This window comes from Thioalkalivibrio sp. ALD1 (assembly GCF_000381245.1).
Lineage (GTDB): Bacteria > Pseudomonadota > Gammaproteobacteria > Ectothiorhodospirales > Ectothiorhodospiraceae > Thioalkalivibrio.
In genome coordinates this window covers 169,295-194,890 of the sequence record NZ_KB906244.1, presented here as the reverse complement: position 1 = coordinate 194,890, position 25,596 = coordinate 169,295, and the positions used below count along the sequence as shown (strand labels likewise).

Annotated in this window: 24 protein-coding genes; 6 read left to right on the top strand and 18 right to left on the bottom strand. The window is 64.4% G+C overall.

Going from position 1 to position 25,596, the window contains the following annotated elements; all coding sequences use genetic code 11:
• Positions 1-123 precede the first annotated feature (123 nt).
• The 4 genes from F623_RS0109665 to F623_RS0109650 are packed head-to-tail and all read left to right on the top strand — an operon-like array spanning position 124 to position 6,014.
• Complete coding sequence (locus tag F623_RS0109665; protein ID WP_018861841.1) at positions 124-1,806, top strand: NADH-quinone oxidoreductase subunit L; 1,683 nt, start codon at positions 124-126, stop codon at positions 1,804-1,806.
• A 1-nt stretch (position 1,807) separates the two neighbouring features.
• Positions 1,808-2,560 carry a hypothetical protein gene (locus F623_RS0109660; RefSeq protein WP_018861840.1) on the top strand — a complete coding sequence of 251 codons (753 nt, stop codon included), beginning with the start codon at positions 1,808-1,810 and terminating at the stop codon, positions 2,558-2,560.
• Positions 2,557-5,691, top strand: coding sequence for a DUF2309 domain-containing protein (locus F623_RS0109655; protein WP_018868458.1), 3,135 nt, complete (start codon positions 2,557-2,559; stop codon positions 5,689-5,691). The genes F623_RS0109660 and F623_RS0109655 overlap by 4 nt, the downstream gene beginning before the upstream one ends.
• Positions 5,688-6,014, top strand: coding sequence for a P-II family nitrogen regulator (locus F623_RS0109650; RefSeq protein WP_018868459.1), 327 nt, complete (start codon positions 5,688-5,690; stop codon positions 6,012-6,014). The genes F623_RS0109655 and F623_RS0109650 overlap by 4 nt, the downstream gene beginning before the upstream one ends.
• 83 nt (positions 6,015-6,097) lie before the next feature.
• Here the strand turns inward: F623_RS0109650 and F623_RS0109645 are convergent, their stop codons facing one another.
• Positions 6,098-6,667 (bottom strand): cupin domain-containing protein, encoded by a 570-nt coding sequence (locus F623_RS0109645; RefSeq protein WP_018868460.1) that lies wholly within the window; start codon positions 6,665-6,667, stop codon positions 6,098-6,100.
• A 297-nt stretch (positions 6,668-6,964) separates the two neighbouring features.
• On the opposite strand from F623_RS0109645, the gene F623_RS0109640 reads away from it, so the two are divergent.
• A complete protein-coding gene (locus F623_RS0109640; protein ID WP_018868461.1) occupies positions 6,965-7,675 on the top strand; it encodes a helix-turn-helix domain-containing protein in 711 nt (236 codons plus the stop codon).
• Between the two features lie 131 nt (positions 7,676-7,806).
• Entirely contained in the window at positions 7,807-9,474 is a 1,668-nt protein-coding gene (ettA, locus tag F623_RS0109635) for an energy-dependent translational throttle protein EttA (protein WP_018861836.1), read from the top strand.
• Positions 9,475-9,555: 81 nt separating this feature from the next.
• Here the strand turns inward: ettA and F623_RS0109630 are convergent, their stop codons facing one another.
• The 17 genes from F623_RS0109630 to F623_RS0109550 all read right to left on the bottom strand — a co-directional run bounded on the left by F623_RS0109630 (position 9,556) and on the right by F623_RS0109550 (position 25,579).
• Entirely contained in the window at positions 9,556-10,602 is a 1,047-nt protein-coding gene (locus F623_RS0109630) for an HlyD family secretion protein (protein WP_018861835.1), read from the bottom strand.
• A complete protein-coding gene (locus F623_RS0109625) occupies positions 10,586-12,661 on the bottom strand; it encodes a TolC family protein (protein WP_018868462.1) in 2,076 nt (691 codons plus the stop codon). Before F623_RS0109625 ends, F623_RS0109630 begins: the two co-directional genes overlap by 17 nt.
• Positions 12,661-14,001, bottom strand: a complete 1,341-nt coding sequence (locus F623_RS0109620) for a glycosyltransferase (RefSeq protein ID WP_018868463.1) — start codon at positions 13,999-14,001, stop codon at positions 12,661-12,663. Before F623_RS0109620 ends, F623_RS0109625 begins: the two co-directional genes overlap by 1 nt.
• Positions 13,998-15,422 (bottom strand): diguanylate cyclase domain-containing protein, encoded by a 1,425-nt coding sequence (locus F623_RS12895; RefSeq protein ID WP_231367699.1) that lies wholly within the window; start codon positions 15,420-15,422, stop codon positions 13,998-14,000. The genes F623_RS0109620 and F623_RS12895 overlap by 4 nt, the downstream gene beginning before the upstream one ends.
• A gap of 285 nt (positions 15,423-15,707) precedes the next feature.
• Complete coding sequence (locus F623_RS0109610; protein WP_018868465.1) at positions 15,708-16,706, bottom strand: phosphotransferase; 999 nt, start codon at positions 16,704-16,706, stop codon at positions 15,708-15,710.
• A complete protein-coding gene (locus tag F623_RS0109605; RefSeq protein ID WP_018868466.1) occupies positions 16,699-17,181 on the bottom strand; it encodes a hypothetical protein in 483 nt (160 codons plus the stop codon). The genes F623_RS0109610 and F623_RS0109605 overlap by 8 nt, the downstream gene beginning before the upstream one ends.
• Positions 17,182-17,273: 92 nt before the next feature.
• A complete protein-coding gene (locus F623_RS13245; protein WP_018868467.1) occupies positions 17,274-17,876 on the bottom strand; it encodes a hypothetical protein in 603 nt (200 codons plus the stop codon).
• A 100-nt stretch (positions 17,877-17,976) separates the two neighbouring features.
• Positions 17,977-18,543 carry an SgcJ/EcaC family oxidoreductase gene (locus F623_RS0109595; protein ID WP_018861828.1) on the bottom strand — a complete coding sequence of 189 codons (567 nt, stop codon included), beginning with the start codon at positions 18,541-18,543 and terminating at the stop codon, positions 17,977-17,979.
• 238 nt (positions 18,544-18,781) lie between these two features.
• Positions 18,782-19,759: a LysR family transcriptional regulator gene (locus tag F623_RS0109590; RefSeq protein WP_018138841.1), complete on the bottom strand. Its 978-nt coding sequence runs from the start codon at positions 19,757-19,759 to the stop codon at positions 18,782-18,784.
• Between the two features lie 59 nt (positions 19,760-19,818).
• Positions 19,819-22,140: a nitric oxide reductase activation protein NorD gene (locus tag F623_RS0109585; protein WP_018868468.1), complete on the bottom strand. Its 2,322-nt coding sequence runs from the start codon at positions 22,138-22,140 to the stop codon at positions 19,819-19,821.
• 22 nt (positions 22,141-22,162) lie between these two features.
• The gene (locus tag F623_RS0109580; RefSeq protein WP_018138843.1) at positions 22,163-22,966 is read right to left on the bottom strand and encodes a CbbQ/NirQ/NorQ/GpvN family protein; all 804 of its coding nucleotides are present in this window, start codon (positions 22,964-22,966) and stop codon (positions 22,163-22,165) included.
• 81 nt (positions 22,967-23,047) lie between these two features.
• A complete protein-coding gene (locus F623_RS0109575) occupies positions 23,048-23,461 on the bottom strand; it encodes a hypothetical protein (protein ID WP_018868469.1) in 414 nt (137 codons plus the stop codon).
• Positions 23,458-24,093, bottom strand: coding sequence for a ParA family partition ATPase (gene parA / locus F623_RS0109570; RefSeq protein ID WP_018861824.1), 636 nt, complete (start codon positions 24,091-24,093; stop codon positions 23,458-23,460). The genes F623_RS0109575 and parA overlap by 4 nt, the downstream gene beginning before the upstream one ends.
• A 59-nt stretch (positions 24,094-24,152) precedes the next feature.
• A complete protein-coding gene (locus tag F623_RS0109565; protein ID WP_018868470.1) occupies positions 24,153-24,434 on the bottom strand; it encodes a 4a-hydroxytetrahydrobiopterin dehydratase in 282 nt (93 codons plus the stop codon).
• Between the two features lie 32 nt (positions 24,435-24,466).
• Complete coding sequence (locus tag F623_RS0109560; RefSeq protein ID WP_018868471.1) at positions 24,467-24,892, bottom strand: bacterioferritin; 426 nt, start codon at positions 24,890-24,892, stop codon at positions 24,467-24,469.
• Between the two features lie 10 nt (positions 24,893-24,902).
• Positions 24,903-25,217 carry a BMC domain-containing protein gene (locus tag F623_RS0109555; protein WP_012982277.1) on the bottom strand — a complete coding sequence of 105 codons (315 nt, stop codon included), beginning with the start codon at positions 25,215-25,217 and terminating at the stop codon, positions 24,903-24,905.
• A gap of 68 nt (positions 25,218-25,285) precedes the next feature.
• Positions 25,286-25,579 carry a BMC domain-containing protein gene (locus F623_RS0109550; protein WP_012982276.1) on the bottom strand — a complete coding sequence of 98 codons (294 nt, stop codon included), beginning with the start codon at positions 25,577-25,579 and terminating at the stop codon, positions 25,286-25,288.
• Positions 25,580-25,596 lie beyond the last annotated feature (17 nt).

Below are 25,596 nucleotides of genomic sequence, written 5' to 3'. Positions count from 1 at the left end.
TGCAATCCGCCTCCTGTTCTACTTCCGAACCCCGTGGGTTTGAGGGCGGCTTTACCCTATTATCCGGGGAGTAGCAGTAAACGCCCCGACGGTCAGTCAACAGCCCCAAGAGTGGTCAAGACGATGATCGAGACGCAGTGGCTGATCCCTCTCCTCCCCTTTCTCTCGGCGTTACTGGTCCAGTTGTCTGGTGCCCGGCTGGGCAAGCGCGTCGCGCAACTGAGTGTCGGCATCAACCTGGTCGTGGTGCTGGTGGCTGCATTCCAGCTGACCGCCTACATCGTCAACGACACAGGGCCCCAATGGGCGGCCCTCGCCGGCGGTTTGGGCAGCCTGCAGATCGACCCGCTGAGCGCGATCATGGCGCTGGTGGTCGCCGGCATCAGTCTGGTGGTCCACATCTACTCGATCCGCTACATGATCGAGGAGCCGGGCTACGCCCGCTTTTTCATGCTGCTGGACCTGATGACCGGCTCGATCCTGCTGATGGTCATGGCCGGCGATCTGATCACCCTGCTGGTGGCCTGGCACCTGATCGGCGTCTTCCTCTATTTCCTGCTGGCGCACAACACCGAACCCGTCAACGCGCAGCGCTACGCGTTCTGGACGTTCATTACCTATCGCCTGGGTGACCTGCCGCTGGTACTGGCCGCGATGGTGCTCTTCCAGGCCTACGGGGCGCTGGACTTCCCCACCCTGTTCGCCCGCATCGAAGCGACGCCGGATGCCCGTACGTTCCTGGACCTGCCGGTCGCCGGAACCGTGGCCTTCCTGGTGGCGCTGGCGGCGTTTGCCAAATCCGCTCAGTTTCCGTTGCACACCTGGCTGCCCTATTCCATGGAGGGACCGACACCGGTTTCGGCATTGATGCACGCGGGTATCGTCAACGCCGGCGGCATCATCATCAATCGCTTCGCGCCGGTATTCGTCCACAGCAGCGAGGTCCTGCATCTGCTGTTCATCGTGGGCCTGTTCACGGCGGTACTCGGTTCGATGCTGATGCTCGCGCAGAACGACATCAAGAAGTCGCTGGGCTATTCCACCGTGGGCCAGATGGGCTTCATGATCATGGAGACCGGTGCGGGTGCGTTCGCGCTGGCGATCTTCCACCTGATTGCCCACGGCCTGTTCAAGGGAACCCTGTTCCTCGGTGCCGGCAAGGTGATCGGCGCCGCGCGCAAACACGACGGCGTGCCCAACGATCCCCTCTACGACTTTCTGGTCGAACGCAAGTCGGCCCCGGCCCGACTGCCGTGGCTGTTGATCGGGGCTGCGATGCTGATCGTGCCGCTGGTGATCCTGGTGCTGGCACACTACTGGGTAGCCCCGGACTTCTTCCAGAAACAGGGCGCGATCGTGCTCCTGTTCTTTGGCTGGATCACGGGCGTCCAGGTGCTGTTCGCCACGCACCGGCTGGATACCGGCAATCCCTTGCGCATGATGGCCCTGATCGTCTTGTCATTCGCGGTGATCGTGGTCGGCTACAGCTTTGTCGGGCACAGCTTCGAGGGCTTCCTGTATCCGGATGCCGAGTTCCGCGAAGCGCTTTATACCGCGGCAGGCATCGACCAAATCACCTTCGGTGTGCTGATCGCGCTGCTGGCGCTGGTCATGGTGGCCGGGTGGATGGGCGCCTATCTGACCCACGTGCGCCGCCAGCGAGTCGACCGCGAACATGGACGAACCTGGCTGACGCTGTACTCGCTGTTCTCCCGCGAGTTCTACGTCGCCGAGCTCTACACTCGCATGACAGTCTCGCTGCTGGCGCTGTCCCGGCGCCTGAATCTCTGGCTGAGGTGGGGTTGAGATGTCCGCTCTGCTGATCCTCGTCGCGGCATTCTTCCTGCCACTGTTCCCGATGAGCCTGGCGTTCAATGCGCTGGCTGCGCGCATCACCAACACCTACGTGCAGGTGGCGCTTTTCGTGGCCTGGCCGCAGATCGGCGTGGCACTGATCCTGTGGGGTGATATCGCACCATTCGCTGGAGTGCTTGTCGTCTGGGCGACCCTGAGTGCGATCCTGTACGCCTTTCGCCTGTTGACCATCCGCGACGTCGGGCGCTGGGCGGCCTTGCTGGCCAGCTCCACCTGGCCCCTGGTGTGGCTGTTCGCCTTGCAGCTGCCGGCTGAAACGGACGTGATCGGCTTCGCCCTCGCGATGACAGCCGCCCCGTTGCTGATGCTCCTGGTACGCGATGCGCTTGTTCGACGGCTGGAGACCGCCTATACCGGACTGCATGGCGGACTGGCGCGGGATCTCCCCCGCCTGTCGGGCATGATCGTGGTAGCCACGCTCTGCGCAATGGCCCTGCCACTGTTCCCCGGCTTCTTCGCTCTGCTGACGCTGCTGGGTGGTGCCACGCCCGGGGCTGCCCTCGGGGTCCTGCTGACCTGGTTGCTGTGGAGCTGGGCAGGGGCGCGGCTGCTGCAAGGAACAGTGTTCGGGCCGCGCAGTGGCGCCATCGCCGAGGACCTGCCGGCCACATCGGTATGGGCCTTCGCCGGACTGGTGGCATTGCTGGTGGTATCCGGACTGCTGTGGACTGGAGGTGTCCCGTGAAGCTGACCCTCGGACGCAAGCTCAAGATCCGCTCGATGGTGCACATGGCGGCCGAGCCGATTGCCAACTTCTGGCCCATGCGCACCTTCATCCATCACAACCCGCTTCACGGGCTGGAGGACCTGCCGTTCCCGGACGCGATCCGGCGCGGTGAAGAGCTGTTTCACGGGCGGGGATTCCTGCCCCGAGCCGACTACCAGCGATTGTTCCGCGAGGGCCGCGTGGACCGCGACACCCTCGAGGCGCGCGTCGATGCCGCTCTTGAGAGCCACCCGGCCCTTAGGGCGATTGGCGGGCTCGACCTGCTCTGCACGCTGCTGACCGAATGCCATGATCCGGTGATCACGCCGCGCACGCTCGCCGATGCCGACGACGTGGCGGCCGCCCTGAACGGTCGCGAACACACACCCTCTGCGACGGATACCGGGATACTCGCCAAACGGCTGCACGCAGCGTTTCCGGCTATGCGGCCGCTCTACGAGGCGCTCGATTCGCTGTTCGGCACACGTGTCGGGCCCACGCTGGACGAACAACTGATCAGGATCTGCCTGGACTACTTCGACGAAGGTCAGTCGGCATGGCAGATGCCCGGCCGCGAACAAGGCCTGTTCGCCGCGTGGAAGACCGTCGTCCATCACCATCCGCGCCTGTTCCTGCGCGGCCAGCACACTCACAAAATCCTGGCGGAGTGTGACAGTCCCGAGGCGATCATCGCCCATGTCCTGGACGCGATCGGGATCCCCGAAGAGGCCTGGCCCGATCTGATCGTTCACGAACTGACTCGCCTGCACGGCTGGGCCGGCTTCATCCGCTGGCGCTCGACGGCAAGCCACTATCACTGGGCACGCGAACATCCGGCCGACCTGATTGATTTCCTGGCCATCCGCCTGGTGCTCGCGCTGTCGCTGATCCGCGAACATGGCCGTCGGCACAAGTTGCCCGGTGACCGCAAGGCGCTCGAGGCCTTCCTGACCGAGCGGCCCGGCGAGGCCTACCTGCGCCACGAACTGTTCACCGGAGCCGTACTGCCGACTCAGGCCGAGCTTGTCGAAGACGCCATCGCGCGTGGCAGGCCGGCCGAGATCGCCCGGCAGCTGGAGCATTACCTGCCGGCCAAACGCCGCGCGGAAAGCCGCGACCAGGCCCGCGCGCTTCACGCCCTGGCGTCGCTCGCCGGGAATCCCTCGCTGTTTGACGGGCTCGAGCGCGGACAGCTTCACGCCGTGCTGGAACAGCTTGGCGAGTTCGAGCGGCACGAGGGTATGGTCTGGCTGGAGGCCATGGAGGCGACCTACCGCCGCAGCGTTCTGTCCGGCCTGAGACTCGAACCGCCCGCGCCGCGCGAAAAACGCCCGTTCGCGCAGTTGCTGTTCTGCATCGACGTGCGTTCCGAACGTGTCCGGCGTCAACTCGAGACCATCGGCGACTACCAGACCTACGGCATTGCCGGCTTCTTCGGGGTACCGGTGAGCTTCATCGCGCTCGGCAAGGGCAGCGAGGATCACCTCTGCCCGGTCGTGGTCACACCGAAAAACCTCGTGCTGGAGGTGACCACGGGCGCCGAGCAACTGGACCTGGACCTGTACTCCTCGGCGGAATACCTGCTGCACGACCTGAAGCACTCCGTGCTGTCGCCGTATTTCACCGTCGAGGCCATTGGTCTGCTGTTCGGATTCGACATGATTGGCAAGACCGTCGCACCGGCGGCCTACCACCGATGGCGTGACAAGATCGAGTCGGACCAGCCCTCGACTCGTCTGATGGTCGACAAGCTTACCCGTGAACAGGCGGATTCGGTGGTTCGCGCCCAGCAGCGGGTCATCATCGTTCAGGCGATTCACCAGCAGTTCGACATCGAACGCGAAGCGATCACCGACTCCATGATCCGCGAGTTGCGCGAGACGGCAATGGGAAACAGCAGCGGACCGACCGTCTTCGCCCGCGAATTCGGCCTGAGCGAGAGTGCCGAGTGGGATTTCATCAAGACCTTGCGGAGCGACTATCGGATCAACCGTTCCTATGCCCATATGCAGCTCGAGCGACTGGGACGAATCGGCTTTTCCCTCGAAGAGCAGGCCTACTTTGTCGCCCAGGCGCTGCGCTCCATCGGCCTGACCGAACAGTTCTCGCGTTTCATCATCCTCACGGGGCACGGCAGCCAGTCGGACAACAACCCCTACGAATCGGCGCTGGACTGCGGTGCCTGCGGCGGCAGCCACGGTATCGTCAGCGCGCGAGTACTCGCACACATGGGCAACAAGCCCGAGGTTCGCCGGCGACTGCGGATCCAGGGCATCGACATCCCCGATGACGCCTGGTTTCTGCCCGCCATGCACAACACCACATCCGACGAGATCCGGCTGCATGATCTCGACCTGCTGCCGGCCAGCCACCTGGTCTATCTCGAGCGCTTGCGCAACGGCCTGCGCGCCGCCACGCGCCGAACGGCACGCGAGCGGCTGCAGACCCTGGAACCGGATCTCGAGGACGCCCCCGATACCATAACGGCCGCTCGGCGGGCACGACGCAACACGGTCGACTGGGCCCAGGTCCGCCCCGAATGGGGCCTGGCACGCAATGCGGGCTTCATCATCGGCCGGCGACACCTGACCGCGGCGAGCGACCTGCAGGGACGCACGTTCCTGCATTCCTACGACTATCGCGTCGACCCCAAAGGCCGACTCCTGGAAAGCATTCTCACCGGCCCGCTGATCGTCGCCCAGTGGATCAACATGGAGCACTATTTCTCGGCGGTCGACAACGAACGCTACGGTTCAGGCAGCAAGGCCTACCATAACGTCGCCTGTCGCGTCGGGGTGATGACCGGCAACCTCTCGGACCTGCGCACCGGCCTGCCCGCCCAGACCGTACTCTACGACGGGCTGCCCTACCACGACCCGATCCGGCTGCTGGCCCTGATCGAGGCCCCACTCGCGCATGCGCGCCGGGCCATTGAAAACGTGCCCAAGGTCCGGAGCCTGATTGCGAATGGCTGGGTATTGTGCGTCATCCTCGACCCGGAAACCGACCGACTGTACCGATTCGTCGACGGCGACTGGCGCGAGGAACCCCCACTCGACACCACACAAGATGCGATCGATCGACCTGCTCTGGAGGAAAACCGCGCATGAACGACCTGAACCTCAAACCACTGAAGAAGATCGAGATCATTCTCGAAGGCGAACACCAGGCCTTCGCCACCGATCTGCTGGATCGGGCGGGCGTCAAGGGCTACACCATCATTGGCAATCTCTCCGGCAAGGGCAGCCAGGGCTTCCACTCGGGGCACCTGATGTTCAACGAGGACGAGGTCCTGATCATGATCATCGCGGCGATCCCCGAAGAACTGGTCGAGCCGATCCTCGAAGGGTTCACGCCCTTCTTCAACCAGCACAGTGGTGTTGTCTTCATCTCCGACATCCAGGTCAGCCGTCTGGTGAAATTCAAGGGGTGAAACCGAGCGCCGTGCCTTATGCACACGGCTCCACGACCACCACGGCCGCCCCGTCACGGCCGTGGTGGCCGAACATCACCTCCTCAATGCCCCTGGAGCCGGCTTTCATCCGTGCGCTCAATGCCGCACTTCTCGTCCAGTGCGGAGTTGTCGTCCGCGTCGACGGGCATCGTCAGCGGACCTTCTTCCGGGACCCCAAGGAGCGTGGCAATCACCACCGTGGGCTCATCCCGGCTGGGGTTGTAGGCCGTGTGCACACTGTTCCCGGGATCGACCAGGGCCATGCCGGGTTCAAGCTCGCGCCTTACACAGTCCTCCGCGAACATGAATACGAATTCACCTTCCGTGACCATGATGAGTACCGTCCCCGGATGGGTATGCCAGGGAAACACGGCACCCGGCTGGATGGTGAACTCGAATACGCTGACATTCGATGCGTCTTCAATGTCGAAGGTCTTCCTGGGCAAACCGTCGAGCTCCTGCGTGATCTGCATCGAGACTTCTCCGCTAAAGGCGTGACGTTCGGTCAACGGCTTGGCCGTGATCGGAGCGGGGTCCGCGTGTGCCAGTGGCATGGCCAGGAGCACCAGCAGCGTGAACGCCGCGCAGGATATGGCGCCTCTGCTCCTGGCAAGGAATCCGGGATTGTTCATGACATTCTCCTTTGAGTTTGTTTGGGGCGAGCACTCCCCGACAGCAGCATCCTCGGCGCCGTATATCGCGCACACACTCCGTGCGGCTTGATGTGGAAGGGCTCGACTGGCGATCGATTCGCATGTGAGTGTCTTCGTCGGTTCCCCTTGGTTTGGGCTGCGATGGGTTACGGCAAGACAAGGCACGCCGTGAGATCAGCATTGCGAAGGGGAGACCCGCCCCGCTAGTTCAGAAAATGAACCGGAAAACACCCGTTGGCGGAGCCATAATCGGGAAAATGGCTGCGGAGAAGCGCCATGACCGACCGAACGGGATACAGTCAGTTCTGCCCTGTGGCAAAGGCGGCGGAGATCCTGACAACACGCTGGACCCCCCTGATTCTGCGTGAGCTGATCAGCGGGTCCTCGGGTTTCAACGAGATCCATCGCGGCGTGCCGCTGATGTCGCGTGCACTGCTGGCCCGCCGTCTGCGGGACCTGATTGCCAACGGCGTCGTAGTCCGAGAACGTACGGACTATCGTCTGACGGAGGCCGGCGAGGCCCTGGGCCCTGTGATCATCTCGATGGGCCTGTGGGGGCGGCGCTGGGTGGAAAGCGCTGCCGACGGCCCGGACTGGGACGCGGGCGTTCTCATGTGGGACATGCGCCGGCGCATCGATACCGCGGTCCTTCCCCCTGGGCGAACCGTCGTCCAGTTCGACTACAGCGACGCACCGCCCGAACTTCGACGCTGGTGGCTAGTCATCGAAGACGATGATGTCGACCTCTGCCAGTCCGACCCCGGATTCGAGGTCGACCTGTACATCGCCACTACCGTGCGGGTGATGGGCCCGGTATGGATTGGCCAGCAACCCCTCGCGCCTGCCATCGAACGCAGGGATATCCGGTTGCTCGGCCGACTGGAGCTGGAACGCAGCATCGGGCGCTGGATGAAGCTGTCAGTCATTGCCGAACAGGCGGCAAGGTCGCCCCCCACAAAGGCATCCTCTGGCACAGCCACCGGCTGAAACGCCGACCATCGCCCAGGTCGAACGCGGTCCTCATGCGCTTCCCGTCGGCTGGGATGGTAAAGTGCGGGCCCAGCGCGGGTCGTCAGTGGCCTGCCCATCATTCAAACCGCATTGGTCGCAGGAGCATCATGGCGCAGTACATCTTCACGATGAACGGCGTGGGCAAGATCGTCCCGCCGAAGAAGTACATCCTAAAGGACATCAACCTGAACTTCTTCCCGGGCGCCAAGATCGGCGTGCTGGGCTACAACGGTGCGGGGAAATCCACCCTGCTGCGCATCATGGCCGGCGTGGACACCGAGATCGTCGGCGAGGCGCGGCCGCAGCCGGGCATCAATATCGGCTACCTGCCACAGGAGCCCCAGCTCGACGAGAGCAAGGACGTGCGCGGCAATGTCGAGGAGGCCGTGGCCCCGATCAAGGAGGCGCTGGCCGAGCTGGATCAGGTGTATGCCGCCTATGCCGAGGCCGATGCCGACTTCGATGCCCTGGCCGCCAAGCAAGGCGAGCTGGAGGCGAAGATCGAGGCGGCCGATGGGCACAACCTCGAGCGCAAGCTGGAGGTCGCCGCGGACGCCCTGCGCCTGCCGCCGTGGGATGCGGACGTGAAGACCCTGTCCGGGGGTGAACGCCGCCGTGTGGCGCTGTGCCGCCTGTTGCTATCCAGCCCCGACATGCTGATCCTCGACGAGCCGACCAACCACCTGGACGCCGAGTCCGTGGCCTGGCTGGAGCGCTTCCTGCAGGAGTTCCAGGGCACCGTGGTCGCGGTCACCCATGACCGTTACTTCCTCGACAACGTGGCCGGCTGGATCCTCGAGCTGGACCGCGGCCAGGGCATCCCGTTCCAAGGCAACTACTCGCAGTGGCTGGAACAGAAGGAAAAGCGCCTGAAGCAGGAAGAAAAGGCCGAGGCCGCCCGCGTGAAAGCGATGGAATCCGAGCTCGAGTGGGTGCGCTCCAACCCGAAGGGCCGCGGCGCCAAGAGCAAGGCGCGCCTGAAACGCTTCGAGGAAATCGCCTCCAGCGACTACCAGAAGCGCTCCGAAACCAAGGAGATCTACATCCCGCCGGGCCCGCGCCTGGGCGACAAGGTGCTGGAGGTGGAGAACCTGTCCAAGCACTTTGGCGACCGCGTGCTCTACCAGGGCCTGTCGTTCTCCGTGCCGCGCGGTGCACTGATCGGTGTGATCGGCCCGAACGGCGTCGGCAAGACCACCCTGTTCCGCATGATCGCCGGGCAGGACCAACCGGACGACGGCGCGATCGAGCTGGGCGAGACCGTGCAGCTGGCCTACGTGGACCAGAGCCGCGACGCGCTGCAGGACGAGAAGACCGTCTGGGAGGAGATCTCCAACGGACAGGACATCATCCAGGTCGGAAACTTTCAGATGCCCTCACGCGCCTATGTCGGCCGCTTCAACTTCAAGGGCACCGATCAGCAGAAACGCATGAAGGAGCTGTCCGGGGGGGAACGCAACCGCGTGCACCTGGCCAAGCTGCTGCAGAGCGGCGGCAACTTCCTGCTGCTCGACGAACCGACCAACGATCTGGACGTGGAGACCCTGCGCGCGCTGGAAGAGGCCCTGCTGGACTTCCCCGGCTCCGCGATCGTGATCTCGCATGACCGCTGGTTCCTCGACCGCATCGCCACCCACATCCTCGCGTTCGAGGAGGATGGCAACGTGGTGTTCTTCGACGGCAACTACCAGGAATACGAGGAGGACCGCCGCAAGCGCCTGGGCGCCGAGGCCGACCAGCCCCACCGGGTGAAGTACAAGCGCCTCGCCTCCTGATCGGGATCAAGTCGCGGCTCGGGCGCAGGGACTGGCCGGACGACGGCCAGGGAAAGGGAAGCGCTGATTATTCAGCGCTTTCTAGAATTTCACACGCAGCGGCAGGCGGTCCACTCGCCAGATCTCCGGCAAGTCCGTGGCCGGCTCGACGATCACCGGAACCGTGCTGTCGGCGCTGCCGAGACCGGTACGCAAGGCAGCCGGCAATCGGTCGGCAGCCCCGACGGTTGCGGTCACCGTGGCTTTCTGGCGCTCTCCGTCCGGCAGGATCAGCGTGACCTCTCGCCCACGTTCGATCCGGCGCTCCAGGTGGCGGGGCTCGACATAGGCCACTACGCGCAGACGCGTCCCGCTGTAACGCAACAGTGGCGTGCCCATCGCGACGAACTGGCCAGGCTCTGCCAGCAGTTCCGTCACCACCCCGTCCAGATCAGCCTTCTTGACCAGTTGACGACGCTCCTGACGAACCTCCGCCTGATCGCTCAACAAGTCGTCATGACGCAGCTGCAGGCTTTCGGGCCACGATTCCACCGCGTCTCCCCGCGGCACACGTGCAAGATCGCCCTCAAGCTCGGCGATACGTTCCTCGACCCGGGCCCGCTCCGTGCGCACCGGCAACACCTCTCCCCGGTTGGCGGAGCCGCGTTCGAACAACGCCTCCAGGCGCTGCTCCTGCGCGCGAAATTCGCTCAGGCTGTCGCGCAGCAGTTCGATACGGCGTTCGAGGTCCGATTGCTGTTCCTGACCGGTCCGCTCCGCTCGCGTGCGCAGGCGCTCCAGGTCATCCTCGATCTGGCGCTCGCGGCGTTCCAGCTCCGGGCTGTGCTGGCGTACCACTTCATCGCCCTGTGCTATACGGTCCCAGGGCTCCACTTCAATGGACTCGACAAACCCGGGCACCTGCGCCAGGAGCTGATGCTGCGGGTACCAGACCAGCGCCGGCACTTCGGTCGACAGGGCGTCGTCCACGAGCGTGTACAGGAAGTACAGCACAGGACTGGCAACCAACAGCAGGATCAGGTACCAGCGCAAACGGAATGCGACACGGCGAGCCGACCCGTAGCGCACTTTGAGTCCGCTGTCCTGATTCGCCTGCCTGCGGCTGCTGGAATCAAAGCGTATCTTCATCGGCCCACATGTCCTTCAGATCGGAATAGCTCTGGATGGCCACCGGCAGGCGCGGCTCATCGAGGACGTCCATGGCGGCACGAAGGTCCCGGGTCATCGGCTCCCAGCCATGATGGAACCAGCTGTTTCTGGCCGGCAGGGCCGATTCAACACTCTGGGCCAGCGTAATCGTCACTGCGGAGTCCCGATCCAGCACCGGCTCGAGTCGTTGCGTAATACCGTCGATTTGCGTGACGTACGTCATCAACGCCACCTCGTCCACGCCCATTTCCTCGAATTCGCAGACAAGACAGCGATCCGGTTGCCCGAAGTCGCGCGGATGTGCGCTGAGCCCAACGGGCCACGGGGTGATCTCCGCGACCGCCTCCACTGTCTCCAGCCAGTAATCGAGCAGACGTTCTCGACCATAAGCCTCGGTGTCGAGCTGATCGATCTCGATGTCCAGATGCAGGTCGGCAAACCCGATCCGCTCGAGTTTGCGGATGATGTCGAGCAAATCCTGTCGCGTTTTGGGGAAAACCCAGGTCGGTTCACCGAGCAGCAGGCCCACCTCGACATCCCGGTCACGCGCCCGGCCCATCAGGGCCTCGAGGGCATCGGGACGTTCCGCGTAACGCGCAATCTGGTCCGCGTCGAGAGAAAGCCACACATGGTCCACCCCGGCCCGATCCAGTATCGGCCAGAAGTCGGGGTCGCTTCCCTGAATGACCGGCTCGCTGTCCCACAGGTAGATCCGCACGGGCCCCGGCAGCATCGACTCGCGCACCAAACCTTCCTCCAGTACACCCCTTGCGTCCTTCATCCGGCTGACCGGCTGCGGACGATCGCTGGCCAGCCGGTCGCAACCGATCTGGGCGCGCCACACGCCCAGCGCCGCGTCCAGCCAGCCGTGAGCCGCCCGATAAAAGGCCTCACGCGCGGACAGGACCTCGTCCCATGAACCTGCGGTGCCGCTTTGCGCGCGTTCCTGCACGACCTTAAGGGCCTGCGCCGCGTTCTCCATATCGCGCCCGCTCGCGTCGAGGCGCCGCTTGTGGATGCCCAGACGCTCCCGTGCCAGTTCGCGACGCTGGGCAACCGCATCGGTGGCCGCTGCCCGCTCGTAGCGCAGTTGGCTCTGCTCTGCCCGGACCTCCCTTCGAAGGGCATTTTCGCCCCTGAGCGCGCGCAGCGGGACCGCGACGGACCATACGATTTCCAGCCCGCTGCCCAGACGACTGACATCATCCTCGTAGGTCGAGTTGTAGCGCAGCTGCACATCCGATTGCAGGGCATGGAAGCGTGTCAGGGATTCACGCTTCTCCGCCGCCCGCAATTCCTCTTCCAGTGCCAGCACCTCGGGCGCGGCCTCGAAGTCGGGCGCCGGGCAGGAGGCCCTGCTCGGGTCGAACCATGCCGGGGTCGCGTCCAGGCGCACCGTCCGGCCCAGCAGGGCCTCCAGCTCGACACGGGCCTCGCGTTCCTCCATCGCTGCCTCGTCCGCATCAAGGCGCGCACCGTCCAGCATGCGTTTCAAAGCGGCGACTTCGTCCTCGCGCATCAAGCGCTCGTCACGACGTTCACCCAGGGCCCGATCCAGCTCCGGGGCAACCGCCAGCATCGACTGGCTCAGACGCTGTTGCTGTCGCGCATGCCATACCTGTGCATAGGCTTCCGCGATATCGCGACGAAGGGACTGCAGCGCTTCTTCGTAGCGGTACCAGGCGGCACCGGCCTCGCCCTGTGCCTGCCATTGTGCTCGACGCTGCTGTTCGTCCGTTCCCAGAAGAGGACGGCGTACGCCGATCGACCCGCTCCCGCCCCGATAGCGCCGATTGATGCCCTCCACGACGGGTTCACGGTAGGTACCCGCCCCGACGTTCCCGAACAGTTCCCAGCCACCTTCCTGATGCCGGCGCTCACGCAGCGCCTCGGCCCGCTCGAACGCCGCCTGGTCCGCCAGGAGCGAAGGCGCCTGCTCCGCAGCATCCAGCAACTGCGGGAGGCTGTCCGCGGCGGCTGCCACCGGCAGCAGCCCCGCCAGCAACAGGCCCCGAATTGCCGAGCTTCGGATCACCATCAACGCTTGCTCTTCCGCAGCACCCACCACGGGGCCATTGACGATTCCTGGTTCGAGTGGCGCCACCATTCGTTGACGATGGCCACCAGTGACCAGACCCGGACCGCCAGTGCATAGAAGGGAAATACCGGAATCAACCACGCCAGCCGCAGATCCGTGATGCGGCGCTCCGAGATGAACACGAGGGCGGTGATGTACAGCAACGCGGTCAATACGGCGTAAAGGCCCATGATCACAACGAACGCGGCTGCCACTACACTCGGCTCCGCGACCACGACCAGCCATAGCGTATACAGCACGATCAGGATCGGCATCACCATCTGGAACAGCATCCCGAACCATATGCCAATGATCAGATTCCACCAGCCCATCTGGCGGGGCGAGAACGCATGACGATGCTTGCGCACGTACATGTAGAACAAATCACCGTCCCAGCGTAGACGTTGCTTCAGCAACCCCCCAACCGTGCCCGGGACATCGGTGTGCCCGATCGCGCGCGGCTCGAAGGGAATGTAGAACCCCGGGTGACGGCCAAAATACTGCTTCAGGCGCAGTGTCAGGTCGAGGTCTTCGGCCGAGCCCGTGGTCCAGCCCCCGATCTGGCGCACCATCTCGGTGCGAAAAACCCCGAACGCCCCCGAGATATTATTGATACTGCGAAACTCGCCCAGGCCCACCTTTGCCAGGTGAATGGTGATCATGTACTCCAGCGCCTGAAACCGTGTCAGCATGTTTTGCCGCCAGTTGCGCACGCGCAAGGACCCCGCCATCGCGATCACGTTGGGATCGCGAAAGTGCCCAGCCGCCTGCTGGGCCATCGTGTTGTCGAAGGATGTGTCGGCGTCCACCGCCATCACAATCTCTCCACGGGCCAGGTTCAGTCCGGCATTCAGCGACGAGACCCGACCACCCCGTGGCACCTTGGGCACAATGACCAACCGGCGGCTCGCATACTCATCGACATGAGCCTCCATGGCACGCAACGCCTGCAGGGTTTCACGATTCTGGTCGGCCCCGTCCACCACGGCGATGATTTCGATCTGTCCCGGGTAGACCTGCTCCAGCAGCGAGCGAACGGTTCCCTGGACCGAATACCCCTCGGCATAGCAGGTCACGATGCAGGTAATGCGCGGTGTATACGGATACCAGGTCGGCACGGCATAAATCTGGCGCGTGTAATGGCGCAGCACCCCAAGCCAGATCAGCACATTCAGCGGCAGCTCCAGAAACAGCACGAACGGGATGAACATGTAGGCGAGAACCAGCGCGTCCGAATCCGCGAACAGCCCGGTCAATGCGGCAACCACATGGGCCAGGAAATCGAGCACCGCGTCGGTCATTGCGAACGCGACACCAGGCGAGCCATCACGGCTGCCGCGTCTTCGGCTTCGGCCATTCCCATGGAGGACTCGTGGTAAACACTGCCAAGGCGCTTTATGCCCGCCTCGCTCACGATGTCCTCCAGCAACTCCGACAGCCGCCCCGCCAGCACATCCACGCCACTCGCGGTGGTCTGTGGGAGAAACAGCCAGATCCGATCTTCGCCCGTGCGCGTCATCAGGTCCGTGGAACGCACCAGTGCCTTGGTTCGCTCGGCAAATGAATCCACCAGGGCCACGCCACGCCCGTATCCCAGCGCATCAATCACCTTGGGCATTCCGCCCATGTGCAGCAGGATCAGCCCGAACCGTATCTCTCCGTGGCGGCGCCGAAGTTTCAGGGACCAGTCGAGAATGTATTCGAAATGCTCGGGGTTGACGTAGTTGATCTCGTCGAAGGCGCCGTACAGATCCCCCAGTTCTCCGGTACGCGCCAACAACCGACCCGCCTCGGACAAGCGATAGCGGTAAACGCTCAGCGGCTCGAGATCGTCAGGATCGTGTGCCTGACCGCAGCCCAGACATCGCGCCCGGACACGGCCTTCCATGAACATGTGCTGGCAGCTTCCACAAACGTGGTTCTCCAGCGGTCGATCATAGTCCTCGCCAATGTGGCGCAGCACCGCCGTGCAGTTGGGACAGCGCAGCATGCCGCCATCCTGAAACACGCGCTGGGGACCCACATGCCCACAGGAAAAGCAGTGCAGCCCCGGCTCCGTGCGGATATCCAGCGAATCACACTCCGGACACACATCCACAAAGCTCAGGTGCCCCTGTCTGCAGCCCGGGCAAAGACGCACGCGATCCAGCAGTTCCAGCCCTTCCACCAGGCGCCGCTGGCGCAGGCCACGCAGCCAGAATTCCGGGGTGTCTTCTTCGATCAGCGCCTCCAGCAACGGGTAGCGATACAGCTGCTGGGCGCGCCAGTCCCGCACCGGCACGAGATAAAGCCCCGGGTGACTCCACAGGAGCGCCAGCAGTATTTCGTCCTGGCTGCGCGGTGTACGCCCCCCGTTGACCGCCTCGAGCCGGCCCGCGCAGTCGCCAATACGCTCACGGGGATTGTCAACGGAACTGAACGCACCGTCGGACAGCGCCCGCGCTTCCGCATCTGCCTCCCCATGCAGCCAGACAAGGCGCATCCGGGTGTCATCGCGCTGTCGCAGGGTTCGGGTGATCGCTGCAGCGTCGTTCAATGAATCGGCGTCGACTACAAACGCCGTCACCGGACCCCATTCGCCCCGGGAGGCGTCATACTCCTCCAGACCGGGAAACGCCGTAGCTGCCAGATCGACTGCGAGTTGTTCGGCCAACTCTGCCTGCCGAGTGAACACCACCAAGTGTGGAGAAACACTCCCGTGTTGTTCGGACGTATCGGTCATGCGGGCTGCCAAGCTGCCGTGAGTACAAGGTCGAAGGCTCAGCCACTCACCGGAGTCGCCCCCTCCTGGTCGAAGCGCCGTCACGATGGTTTGCGGCCCAGATACGTGACAACGGTCTCATAATGCTCGAAGACGCGCTCGGACGCATGTGCCATCCTGCCAAGTCCCTCCTGCGCCACTCACCCACGCTGCCCGCAACGACCACCCGACTAGCCAGTGGGCGCGCGGCCTGCAAATGGAAACCGCCCACACGTTTCCCGTCTCCGGCCCCGGACGGCAGCCCCATCAGAGCCAATCGAGGACCCTGCGCGTCTGGTGCTCGGCGTAGCCATTGCGTTTCCAGTGGTCCGGACTCCAGCCGGCCAGAAAACGCTGGAAATCCGCCTGGGCCAGCGGAAACAGTTCGCGCCATTCATCCTCCAGTGCGTCCAGTTCCACACCCGCTCCGTGCGTGGTGACAACCTCCGAGCGCAGCGCTGTGAAATACCGTTCCAGCAGGTCCTTCTCGAAGCGCTCCTGATCGGCCTCGCCCAGACAGCTGCCGATGAAATACGCAACGTCCTTCATCCCGCAGCCACCCCCGACATACTGGAAATCCACGGCGGCCACCCGATCGCCACTCTCGCTGAAACAGAAGTTCGCGACCTTGGCATCGCCATGCACCAGCGTCTGAAAGCGCGCCGCATTGAGTCGCTGATCGAGCTTCGGGGCCGCGTCACGCAGTCGGGGATCGGCGATGGCCGCCCACTCGTCCGGGCGCGTCGCGAGGTGCCAGTAGGTACCCGTAGTCCAGAGCCCAGAGGGTCTGGCACCCAGAAAAGTCGCGTGAAAGGCCGCGAGCCATGCAAGGCAGACCCCGGCCTGTTCCAGCGACAGGTGATGGTGGCGAAGCGGAAAACCGGCGGCGTCCAGGTCCTCCAGCACAATCAGGTGGGAATCGCCCAGATCCTGCGTGAGGTGGCATTGCGGCACGCGACAGGCGTCCCTGCAGCGCCTCGCCCAGTCACGGTACCAGTGCATCTCGACCTGATAGGAGTGCCGCTTGCGCTCGTGTCCCCGCGCGCCCGACCACCCTCTCGGGTGGCGGCGATCGTCCGGGAACACGATGTGCTTCGCGATAACGGTGGGGACGGACGCCCCTTCGAGGCTATAGCGGACGATCTCGCCGTAGCCACTCCAGAGGGTCTGGACGTGCTCGATGGGGATCGCTCGGCGCGCGCCCGTGGCCGCGCATACGGCGGTGGCTATCGCCGCCTGCGATTCGTTGCGGCCGGGTTCAGGCACCCGGGTCGTTGCAGGTCGCGGTCAGGCGGCCCTCGACCGGATCTCGCGTCATGCCGGTATCGGAAAAGAGCCCCTCGGCGACCAGCTCCGCGCCGTCGATCCGGATCAGCGGTTCGGAGGGAGCATCGGCGGCGGAGAACCACTGATCCCCGGAACGGCTACGGTTGGCCTCCAGCACCTCGCCTTCCGGGGACATCACGTCCCCGACCTGAACGCTGACCGTATGCATCAACATGTTGCTGACCTCATTGCGCGAGACAAACACGCGTATCGGGCCATCATCGGTCTCGGCATCGCCAACGAGTGTTTGCAGGTCGCCTTCGTCGGCCTCGCCGGAGAAGTCACAGATCTGAACATCCAGGGTGTAGGTTTCGCCGTCCAGTTCCAGTTCGGCGCTGTTGGAGGCCTGCGCGCTGCCGGCGCCGGCCAGCACCACGCCGGCGGCGGCCAGGGCCACGAGTGAGCGCTTGGACATTCCCTTTCTCCCGATGGTGGCGAACGCCCAGTATCGCGGCTCGTCCCACGAGGGACAAACGCTCGTCATTACTGAACGGCGCAAACGGCCCCTCAGTCACCCCCCAGGCTGACGGACAGGAAGACCCCAACCACACCCGGTATATCCCAGCCGGAGGTACGCAAGGGAGGAATGGCGAAGCCCGTGAAGCCGACGCCGCGATAATCCACCGTGAGCGCGGGCATCGCCAGGGGTGTCCACTGGGTCTCACGCGACCATGCATTCACCCGCGCGGTATTGCCTTCGAGATGCACGTCCTCGGCACGCCAGGTCGTCTGTCGGTAATGGGCACCCACGACCCCGTCCAGGCGAACCCGGAGGTCATCTCGCTGATAGGTCCCAACAGTGTAGGTGATACCGGCGACCGGTCCGCGATAGGCAAACGAATCACGCATCATTCCCCCCGCAACGCCCCAGCGCGAATCATTCGGTCGATAAATCGCGATCAGCGCATCGTGGCGCTCGTTCCAGCCGCAACGCCCGGCAGGACAGCCCCCTGTACCGTTCACCCAGCGAGAAGTGCCCACAGGCAGTCCCTGCACGGCCGGTTCCGAGCCCCTCTCGTGCGCGGTCCAGCCACCCAGCAGGAATTGCCACTCCGCCGCCAACGCGGCGCCCGGCATCACGAGAACGGCCGCAACCAAGGCCGCAGCCATAAGCCGCCTTGTCATCGGCAACCGGGGACGCGAATCAGCGTGAAAGCGGCCCTTAGAGCCTGCCGTTGCCCCCCCCTGTGCAGCATCGGGATCTGCCGGCTTACGCGGTGGGCATCATCGAAGAGTGGTGATGCACGATCTTCCACTCCCCATCGCGGTTCTCGTATACAAAGGTATAGCGCGCAGGAACTTCCTGCGTCTCGTTGCCGTCGGTCACGCGGAAGGTATAGGTGCCGGCGTCGGTCAGCTTGTTGCACCCGAGCTTCACATTGCGCGTATTGATGGTGCCGAAGGGCTTCTTCTCGAGGAAATGTTCGAAGTAGTCCTGGATCTCGGCGTGGTTGGTACGCGGGACGTTGGACACGGTCGGAAGCAGCACCGCGTCATCGGCGTAGAGCTCCGTCACGCGACGGGCATCGCCCGTCTGCAGGGCGTCGTTCCAGGCGTCGAACAGTTCCTCGGCCAGACGGCGCGTGGCGGGTGCGCAGACCACACAGCTCTCATTCGGCGGGGTATCGATCGCGGCGGCGAGCATGTCGCTGCCCGTCCCGGTCACCGGGTGATGCTGGTCGCGGTGCGAGGCGCTCAGGCTCAGGCGCGAACGCGGCGCCTCGTCGGCATTGATGAACTGGGTGCCGCTGATACGCGGACGGGTCACGGTGCTCACTGCGTGTTCTCCCACTCGGGCCGCTGACGGCCGGGTAAAGCGTGAATTTTAAAGAAAGCGCTGAATAAAGCCATCCTGGCTTTCTCAGCGCACGCGGCGCTGCAAACGCGGTCTGCAGCTTGCTTCGGAATCAACCGCCTACGGTGGTCGATTCCGGCGGCACATCCCCGTGCCGCAGGGAAACGCCGATCAATCAGCGTTTCCCAAGGGACCCTCCCGGGCCTGTCATGGCCGCCACTCAGCCGGCCTGGGCCTTGAACGCGGCCAGCAGGTCCTCGACCTGCCCGCGCACCCGGGCCTCGTCCTGGATGGCGAAGTCGAGAAAGGTCTGGGCGACAACGGACAGGACCTTCTTCTTCGGGTAGACGATGTGCCACTGGCGATGGATGGGGAAATGTTCCACATCCAGCAGCGCCACCGGGCCTTCGGCCCCTTCGGCGCTCAGGGTGTGCAGCGACAGCACGGCAATCCCCAGGCCACCGATCACTGCCTGCTTGATCGCCTCGTTACTGCCCAGTTCCATGCGCACGGGCGGGCTGATCCCGTGCTCCTGGAACAGCTTGAGCGTCGCCTCGCGGATACCCGAGCCGGGCTCGCGCATCAGGAACGTCTCCTGCTCCAGCTCCTTCAGCGGGATATTGCGCCGGCCGACCAGCGGGTGGTCGCGGCTGGCCATCACCACCAGCGGATTGGGCGCGAACGGGTGCACGGCGACATCGGTCAGCCGCTCGGGGACATGCCCGATGATGTAGAGGTCGTCGTCGTTGTTCGACAGCCGCTCCAGCACCCGGTCAAAGTTGCTGACCTCCAGCGACAGCTCGATATCGGGATACCGCCGGGCGAACTGTCCGAGGATGCTCGGCGCGAAGTACTGCGCCGTGGTAATCACCGCCAGACGCAGACGCCCGCGCTTGAGGCCGTGCATTTCGGCCAGTTTCATCTCGAGATTGGTCAATGCGCCGAGCATCTCGCGGCAGGTGTCGTACAGCAGCAGACCGACCTCGGTCGGGAAGGCCTTGCGCCCCACATATTCAAACAGGGGGAGCCCCAGCGCCGTGGAGAGCTTCTTGATCTGGATCGAGACCGTTGGCTGGGTCAGATGCAGTTCTTCCGCCGCGCGGGTAAAGCTCCCCAAGCGCACGATCGCCTCGAACACCTGCAGCTGACGCAGCGTGGCGTGCCGGATCAGGTGCGCCGGCAGCTCCGACTTGAGCATCACCTGCGGGAGACCGGACTCCTTTGGCGTAGGGGACTGGGACATACGTGAGGTATCGTTTACCGCGTGAGGCCCGCGTACAGCATCGGCAGCTTCTCCGGCAGCCGGTCGATCTGGTCCAGCACCATGAAGTGCTGGGCCCCGAAGATCCGCTCCACGTACTCGTCGGCGTTCGGATCGAGGCTCATGCAGAAGGTATACACCCCCTTGCGCCCAACCTCCTCCACCGCCCGCTTCGCATCCTGGCGCAGATACTGGGGGTCGCGTACATCGGTATCCGCCGGCTCGCCGTCGGTGATGATCAGCAACAGCTTTTTCGCTGTCCCCTGATTGTGCAGTAACTGGCCGGCATGACGGATGGCCGCCCCCATGCGGGTGGAGAGCTGGCCCTGCATCCCGGCGAGGCGGGCCTTCGCGGTATCGTCGAACGGGGCGTCGAAATCCTTGAAGCGGTAGTACTCGACATCGTGGCGCCCGTCGGAGGCGAAGCCATGGATGGCGAACGGGTCGCCAATGCGCGAGATCGCACCGGACAGCAGCGTGGCCGCCTCGCGTGCCAGTTGCACCACGGTCGTCTCGCCGTCGCCGATCGTCTCGTTGGTCGATTCCGACAGATCCAGCAACACCAGCACGGACAGGTCGCGCACATGGCGCAGATTGCGCACATAGATGCGCTCGTCGGGCTGGCGCCGCATGCGGACATCGATCTGTGCCTCGACCAGCGCGTTCACGTCCAGCTCGTCGCCCTCCGGCTGCTTGCGCATGCGCTGCACGCCCTGGGGCTGCATCGCCTCGATCAGGAATTTGAGGCGCGAGACCAGCGGCTTGTGCTTGTCGTAGATGGCCTCGATTTCCTCGATCTCGCCCTTTTTCGGGCGCCGCTCCAGCAGCGTGACCCAGTGCGGCCGTTCCAACTGCATCTGGTAGTCCCACTCGTGATAGTGGAACGGCAGGGAAATCGGCTCCTTGCCCTCCTGCTGGTTGATGCTTTCGTTTTCGCCGTCGCGGAACCACTCGGTCGCCAGCACCAGGATCTGCTGGGCGTCGTCGCCGGCATTCGGCACGTCCAGCGTATTGATCATCTGCATCGGGGTGACGTAGAAACGCTCCTGCCCGGAGCCATGCGCAGCCAGGACCTCCGCCTGTTCCTCCTCGCGGCCGAAGTTCCAGAGATAGCGGTTGTCGTCCCGATAGAGGACATCCGGCGCGACCTTGGCCGGATTCATGTAGCCCTGCTCGGGGAACTCGGGCGCCAGCGCTTCGGCCAGCTCGCGGGCCAACCCTGCGGCCTCGAGATCGTCCAGGCGCTTCGCAAACGCACTCACGGCCTTCTGCACGAACGCATGCGGGTCGTGGTAATCGGGATCGAGCAGGGCACGCGCGGTGCGCGCCAGCAGTGCCTGCGGTGTCTCGCCATCCTCCGCCGTGGCGGTATGCAGTGGCACCCAGATCTGGCGCAGGCCCGGGAAGGCGGCGATGGCCAGGGACTCGACGCGCGCGTCCTCGAACAGTTCGGTCAGGATGCCGACCACGCCCCGCGGGGCTTCCTCCGGCTGCATCTCGCGAGTGTGCACCACATGCGACGCCGCATGCGCGGCCGCCGCGCGATAGAGATCCAGCCCGGTCAGGCCCTCGACATCGTCATAGGCATCCGGGAGGAAGATCGTGAAGCCGTCGATGTAGGGGCGGTACCCCTCACGGGACTCGAAGTCGCCACTGGTCGGGCGCATGAAGAAATCACGTGCCCACAGCGAGCGCAAGTAGAGGTTGATGCGCCGCTGCACGTCCACGAACAGCGTGCCGCGGCGCTCCTTCTGGAACACCGAGCGTGACTCCGGCGACTCCAGGCCGAAGTAGGCAATCTGGGCCTCCAGGTCCGTGCGGTGTGCCTGCGCACCCCACGAGGCCCAACGCCTCAGCCCGCCCAGCGTCAGGTGGGTCAGCAGTTCGTCCAGGTGCTCCAGCATCGGACGCACGCCACGCGGCGCCTGCCCCAGCAGGTTGTCCAGCAGGCGCAGATAACCTTCGAACAGCGAATAGTCCCCCAAGCGCTGGGCCGCAACCGGGCTTGTCTCGATCACCAGGGTGATGACCGCCGCGGAGGTCTTGGAGTACATCTTGATCGCGGAGCTGAGCAGTTCCGCAACCGCATCCTCGCCCAGCTCCTGGGCCAGTGCCGGGGCCTCCTGCACAAAGGCCACGACCATCTCGGAACCGCGCCCCAGGGCCTGGAGACTACGCGCACCTTCAAGGTAGTAGCGCTTGAGCCCGCTGGCGCTGAAGGCGCGGCTGGCCTCCTGCCAGGAACTTTCCAGCACCCCCGCGGCGTGGTTCCCCAGATCGTCAAGGAGGTCCTGGTAGTCCTCCAGATGGATGCTCATGGGTTTGGCGCCCCGAGCTGCGCTAGAAGAACGTGGTGACGGCCGAATCCAGCGCGTCGCGCATGTCCGGATCGTCGGTGATCGGGCGCACCAGGGCCATGCGGCACGCACCCAGCGGCTCCACCCCCTTGGCGATCAGCGAGGCGGCGTAGACCAGCATGCGGGTGGAGATGCCCTCGTCCAGACCATGGCCCTTCAGGTTGCGCGCGCGCTCGGCCACGCTGACCAGTTTGCCGGCCATCTCCTCGTTAATCTTTCCCTCGTGGGCGACGATCTTCGCCTCGGTCTCGTGATCCGGATAGTCGAAATCCAGCGCGCCGAAGCGCTGCTTGGTCGACTGTTTCAAATCCTTCATCAGGCTCTGATAACCCGGGTTGTAGGAAATGACGACCTGGAAGTCCGCGTGCGCCTGGACCATCTCGCCCTTCTTCTCCAGCGGCAGCACACGGCGGTTGTCGGTCAGCGGATGGATCACCACCGTGGTGTCCTGCCGGGCCTCGACGATCTCGTCGAGATAGCAGATCGCACCATGGCGCGCGGCCAGGGTCAGCGGGCCGTCCTGCCAGCGCGTGCCATCGGCATCCAGCAGGTAGCGTCCCACCAGATCGGATGCAGTCATGTCCTCGTTACAGGCGACCGTGATCAGCGGCTTGCCGAGCTTCCAGGCCATGTGCTCGACGAAGCGGGTCTTCCCGCACCCCGTCGGTCCCTTCAGCATCATCGGCATGCGCACCGAGTACGCCGCTTCGTACAGCTCGATCTCGTCCGCGACCGGCTGGTAATACGGCTCTTCCGTGATCAGGTGATCGCGCAGATCGTCTTGCATTGCCCAGACTCCTCAATCAAAAAAGGCCGGGGGCCGGGATCGCTGCTTCCCCGGCCATCCCCGGCCCCGAACCACCCAGCCCTAGTCCGGCCAGATACGATTCGGGTGCAGATTCTTCCACGGCTCGTCGGCCGTTGCCTTGGCCTTGTTCGGATCCAGCTCGGCTGACCGACGTCCCCGGCTGCTCGGAGCAGATCCACCGGATTTGGCTGGGGTCGCCTTGCGCGCGGACTGTGCCGCGGGCTTTCGGGCCGGAGCCTTGCGCTTGGTCGTGGAGGCCTTGCGGGTCGCCGTTTTGCGGCTCGAACGCTTGGGGGCTGCGGCCTTCTTTGTCGCACCCGCCTTGGTGCTCGCCGCCGGACGGCTTTGAGCACTCGCGGGGGTCGTGCTCGTGTCCTTCTTCGGCGCGCTGTCCGCGGCCGCGCTGCTGTCCTTGTTCTGATCTTCTCGGGCGCTGCGCACTCCGGCCGCCAGTTTGTCTTGCAGATTGCTCATTGCGACACCTCCTCGATGATGGCTTCGATCTCCTCGGCCGCCGGTTCACCCGGCTTGCCCAGGTCATACACGGAACAGCCTTCCAGCGCGGAGCGCCGGTAGATGGCCCGCCGCCGCAGCGACTGCTCCAGGGCGGGGATGTCGATCTCCATCAGTGCGTGCTTCATCGCGCGCGAAAGTGCACTGCGGACCTCGAGCTGGTTGACCACGATATAGGGGCGCAGCGAACGGTTTTTCATCTGCGCCTCCTCCAGGCCGCGCCCCATCCGGACGCTGCCCCAAAGGTCGACGGGGGAAGGGAGAACGGGGATCAACACGACATCCGATCCCGCAAGTGCGGCAGTCACCGCGCCACCCTCAAGCGTTGGCGGACAGTCCACCACGATGTGATCATAATCCTTGCGCAATGCCTTGAGTTCGCGTTCCAGCGGGCCCGCCACTGCGAACACGGAGGCTGGAAAGGGCCGCTCGTCGGAGGACATCCGCGCCCACTGACCGGCGGATCCCTGCGGATCCGCATCGACGACCAGGGTCCGGCCGCGGCGCGCCAGACCGGCGGCGAGGTTCATGGAGAGGGTGGTCTTGCCGGTGCCCCCTTTCTGATTGACTACCGCGAATACCCGGGAACCCACGAATTAGCCTCCTGGGGAACCGGGCGGCCCGGTTCCTTGGACTCTGACGTGATGATCGATCAGCCAGTTGTCTCGCTGGCCAGTCGATCCACCGCTTGGGCAAAGCGTTGATCCGCCTCGCCAATCCGGTCGCCGTCGCGCGCATCAATGGTGATGTTCACATACGTCGTACCGAAACTGATATTGGGATGATAGCCATCCTCCTCCGACAACTCGGCCACGCGATCGAGAAACTCCCGCGTGATGCCGTAGCGGTCAAAGGTGAACTGCTTGCTGATGGTCGCCGAGGAACCCTTGCCCGGCTCCCACCCGGCCGGCACCACGAGATCGCTATCCGCCATGTACTACTCCAGAACGTTGGACGGGCGCGTCCTTAACGAACGGCCGCATCCTGTGCGTCGATCTCCCGTACATGCTCAAGCTCATCCTCCAGAATGCTCTCGAACAACTCGGCATCCGCCGCGGCACCCACGCGTCGACAGTACACCGCCGCCTCGTCATACAGGCGAACGGCCTCCATCTCGAGTTCGCGGTTGCGTTCCTGCAACTCCCTCATCGAGCGTCCCAGACGCACGGGCGCCAACTGGCTCCCGTTGGGAGTCACTCCATGGTGAAACATGCGGGTCATGAAACGATCCGCATGGTCCAGTTCCTCCTGGGCGTCCCGACGCAGGCACTCGCTGACATCGCTCATGCCCCACATCGCGGTCAATCGCGCCTGGGCCAGATACTGCTGAACCGCGGACAGCTCATGCGCCACCGCGCGGTTCAGGTACCCCACGATCCGCGGATCCGCCATCGAGGTTGCCTCAGCTGGCCGAGCCGTCGGCGGTCGGGGCCTTCGGCAGGATGCTTTCCACTTCGGAGTGGACGCGGGCAATGATGTGCGCGGCCACCAGACCGTCACCCACACGCTCGCAGGAATCCGCACCGGCACGCACCGCAGCGTTCACGGCACCCGTCTCGCCACGAACCAGAACGGTCACGTAACCACCACCGACGAACTGACGACCGATCAGGCGCACTTCCGAGGCCTTGGTCATCGCATCCGCCGCTTCAATTGCCGGCACCAGACCACGGGTCTCGATCATGCCCAGGGCCACACCAGAAATTTCGCTCGCCATTGCTAACCTCTTCTACAAACGGGCTGCCGGGCCAGTCGGCCGCGGCAGCGTTCATCCGCCGTAAGGACTTACGGCTTTTCCGGCAGGATGTTTTCCACCTCGGAATGCACACGGGCAATGATGTGCGCGGCCACCAGACCGTCACCCACACGCTCGCAGGAATCCGCACCGGCACGCACCGCAGCGTTCACAGCGCCGGTCTCGCCGCGCACCAGAACGGTCACGTAACCGCCACCGACGAACTGACGACCGATCAGGCGCACTTCCGAGGCCTTGGTCATCGCATCGGCGGCTTCAATCGCCGGCACCAGACCACGGGTCTCGATCATGCCGAGGGCCACACCAAAGTTTTCGCTAGCCATTACTCAACTCCTATCAA

Excerpts from the sequence above, each read along its gene's own strand:
- F623_RS0109605 (WP_018868466.1), bottom strand. The coding sequence starts at position 17,181 with ATGTCCAAGCGCTCACTCGTGGCCCTGGCCGCCGCCGGCGTGGTGCTG.
- F623_RS0109550 (WP_012982276.1), bottom strand. The coding sequence starts at position 25,579 with ATGGCTAGCGAAAACTTTGGTGTGGCCCTCGGCATGATCGAGACCCGT.
- F623_RS0109560 (WP_018868471.1), bottom strand. The coding sequence starts at position 24,892 with ATGGCGGATCCGCGGATCGTGGGGTACCTGAACCGCGCGGTGGCGCAT.
- F623_RS0109640 (WP_018868461.1), top strand. The coding sequence starts at position 6,965 with ATGACCGACCGAACGGGATACAGTCAGTTCTGCCCTGTGGCAAAGGCG.
- F623_RS0109585 (WP_018868468.1), bottom strand. The coding sequence starts at position 22,140 with ATGAGCATCCATCTGGAGGACTACCAGGACCTCCTTGACGATCTGGGG.
- F623_RS0109575 (WP_018868469.1), bottom strand. The coding sequence starts at position 23,461 with ATGAGCAATCTGCAAGACAAACTGGCGGCCGGAGTGCGCAGCGCCCGA.
- F623_RS0109645 (WP_018868460.1), bottom strand. The coding sequence starts at position 6,667 with ATGAACAATCCCGGATTCCTTGCCAGGAGCAGAGGCGCCATATCCTGC.
- F623_RS0109660 (WP_018861840.1), top strand. The coding sequence starts at position 1,808 with ATGTCCGCTCTGCTGATCCTCGTCGCGGCATTCTTCCTGCCACTGTTC.
- F623_RS0109650 (WP_018868459.1), top strand. The coding sequence starts at position 5,688 with ATGAACGACCTGAACCTCAAACCACTGAAGAAGATCGAGATCATTCTC.
- F623_RS0109625 (WP_018868462.1), bottom strand. The coding sequence starts at position 12,661 with ATGGTGATCCGAAGCTCGGCAATTCGGGGCCTGTTGCTGGCGGGGCTG.
- F623_RS0109555 (WP_012982277.1), bottom strand. The coding sequence starts at position 25,217 with ATGGCGAGCGAAATTTCTGGTGTGGCCCTGGGCATGATCGAGACCCGT.
- F623_RS0109590 (WP_018138841.1), bottom strand. The coding sequence starts at position 19,759 with ATGCTCAAGTCGGAGCTGCCGGCGCACCTGATCCGGCACGCCACGCTG.
- F623_RS13245 (WP_018868467.1), bottom strand. The coding sequence starts at position 17,876 with ATGGCTGCGGCCTTGGTTGCGGCCGTTCTCGTGATGCCGGGCGCCGCG.
- ettA (WP_018861836.1), top strand. The coding sequence starts at position 7,807 with ATGGCGCAGTACATCTTCACGATGAACGGCGTGGGCAAGATCGTCCCG.
- F623_RS12895 (WP_231367699.1), bottom strand. The coding sequence starts at position 15,422 with ATGACCGATACGTCCGAACAACACGGGAGTGTTTCTCCACACTTGGTG.
- F623_RS0109665 (WP_018861841.1), top strand. The coding sequence starts at position 124 with ATGATCGAGACGCAGTGGCTGATCCCTCTCCTCCCCTTTCTCTCGGCG.
- F623_RS0109630 (WP_018861835.1), bottom strand. The coding sequence starts at position 10,602 with ATGAAGATACGCTTTGATTCCAGCAGCCGCAGGCAGGCGAATCAGGAC.
- F623_RS0109565 (WP_018868470.1), bottom strand. The coding sequence starts at position 24,434 with ATGGCGGATAGCGATCTCGTGGTGCCGGCCGGGTGGGAGCCGGGCAAG.
- F623_RS0109620 (WP_018868463.1), bottom strand. The coding sequence starts at position 14,001 with ATGACCGACGCGGTGCTCGATTTCCTGGCCCATGTGGTTGCCGCATTG.
- F623_RS0109580 (WP_018138843.1), bottom strand. The coding sequence starts at position 22,966 with ATGCAAGACGATCTGCGCGATCACCTGATCACGGAAGAGCCGTATTAC.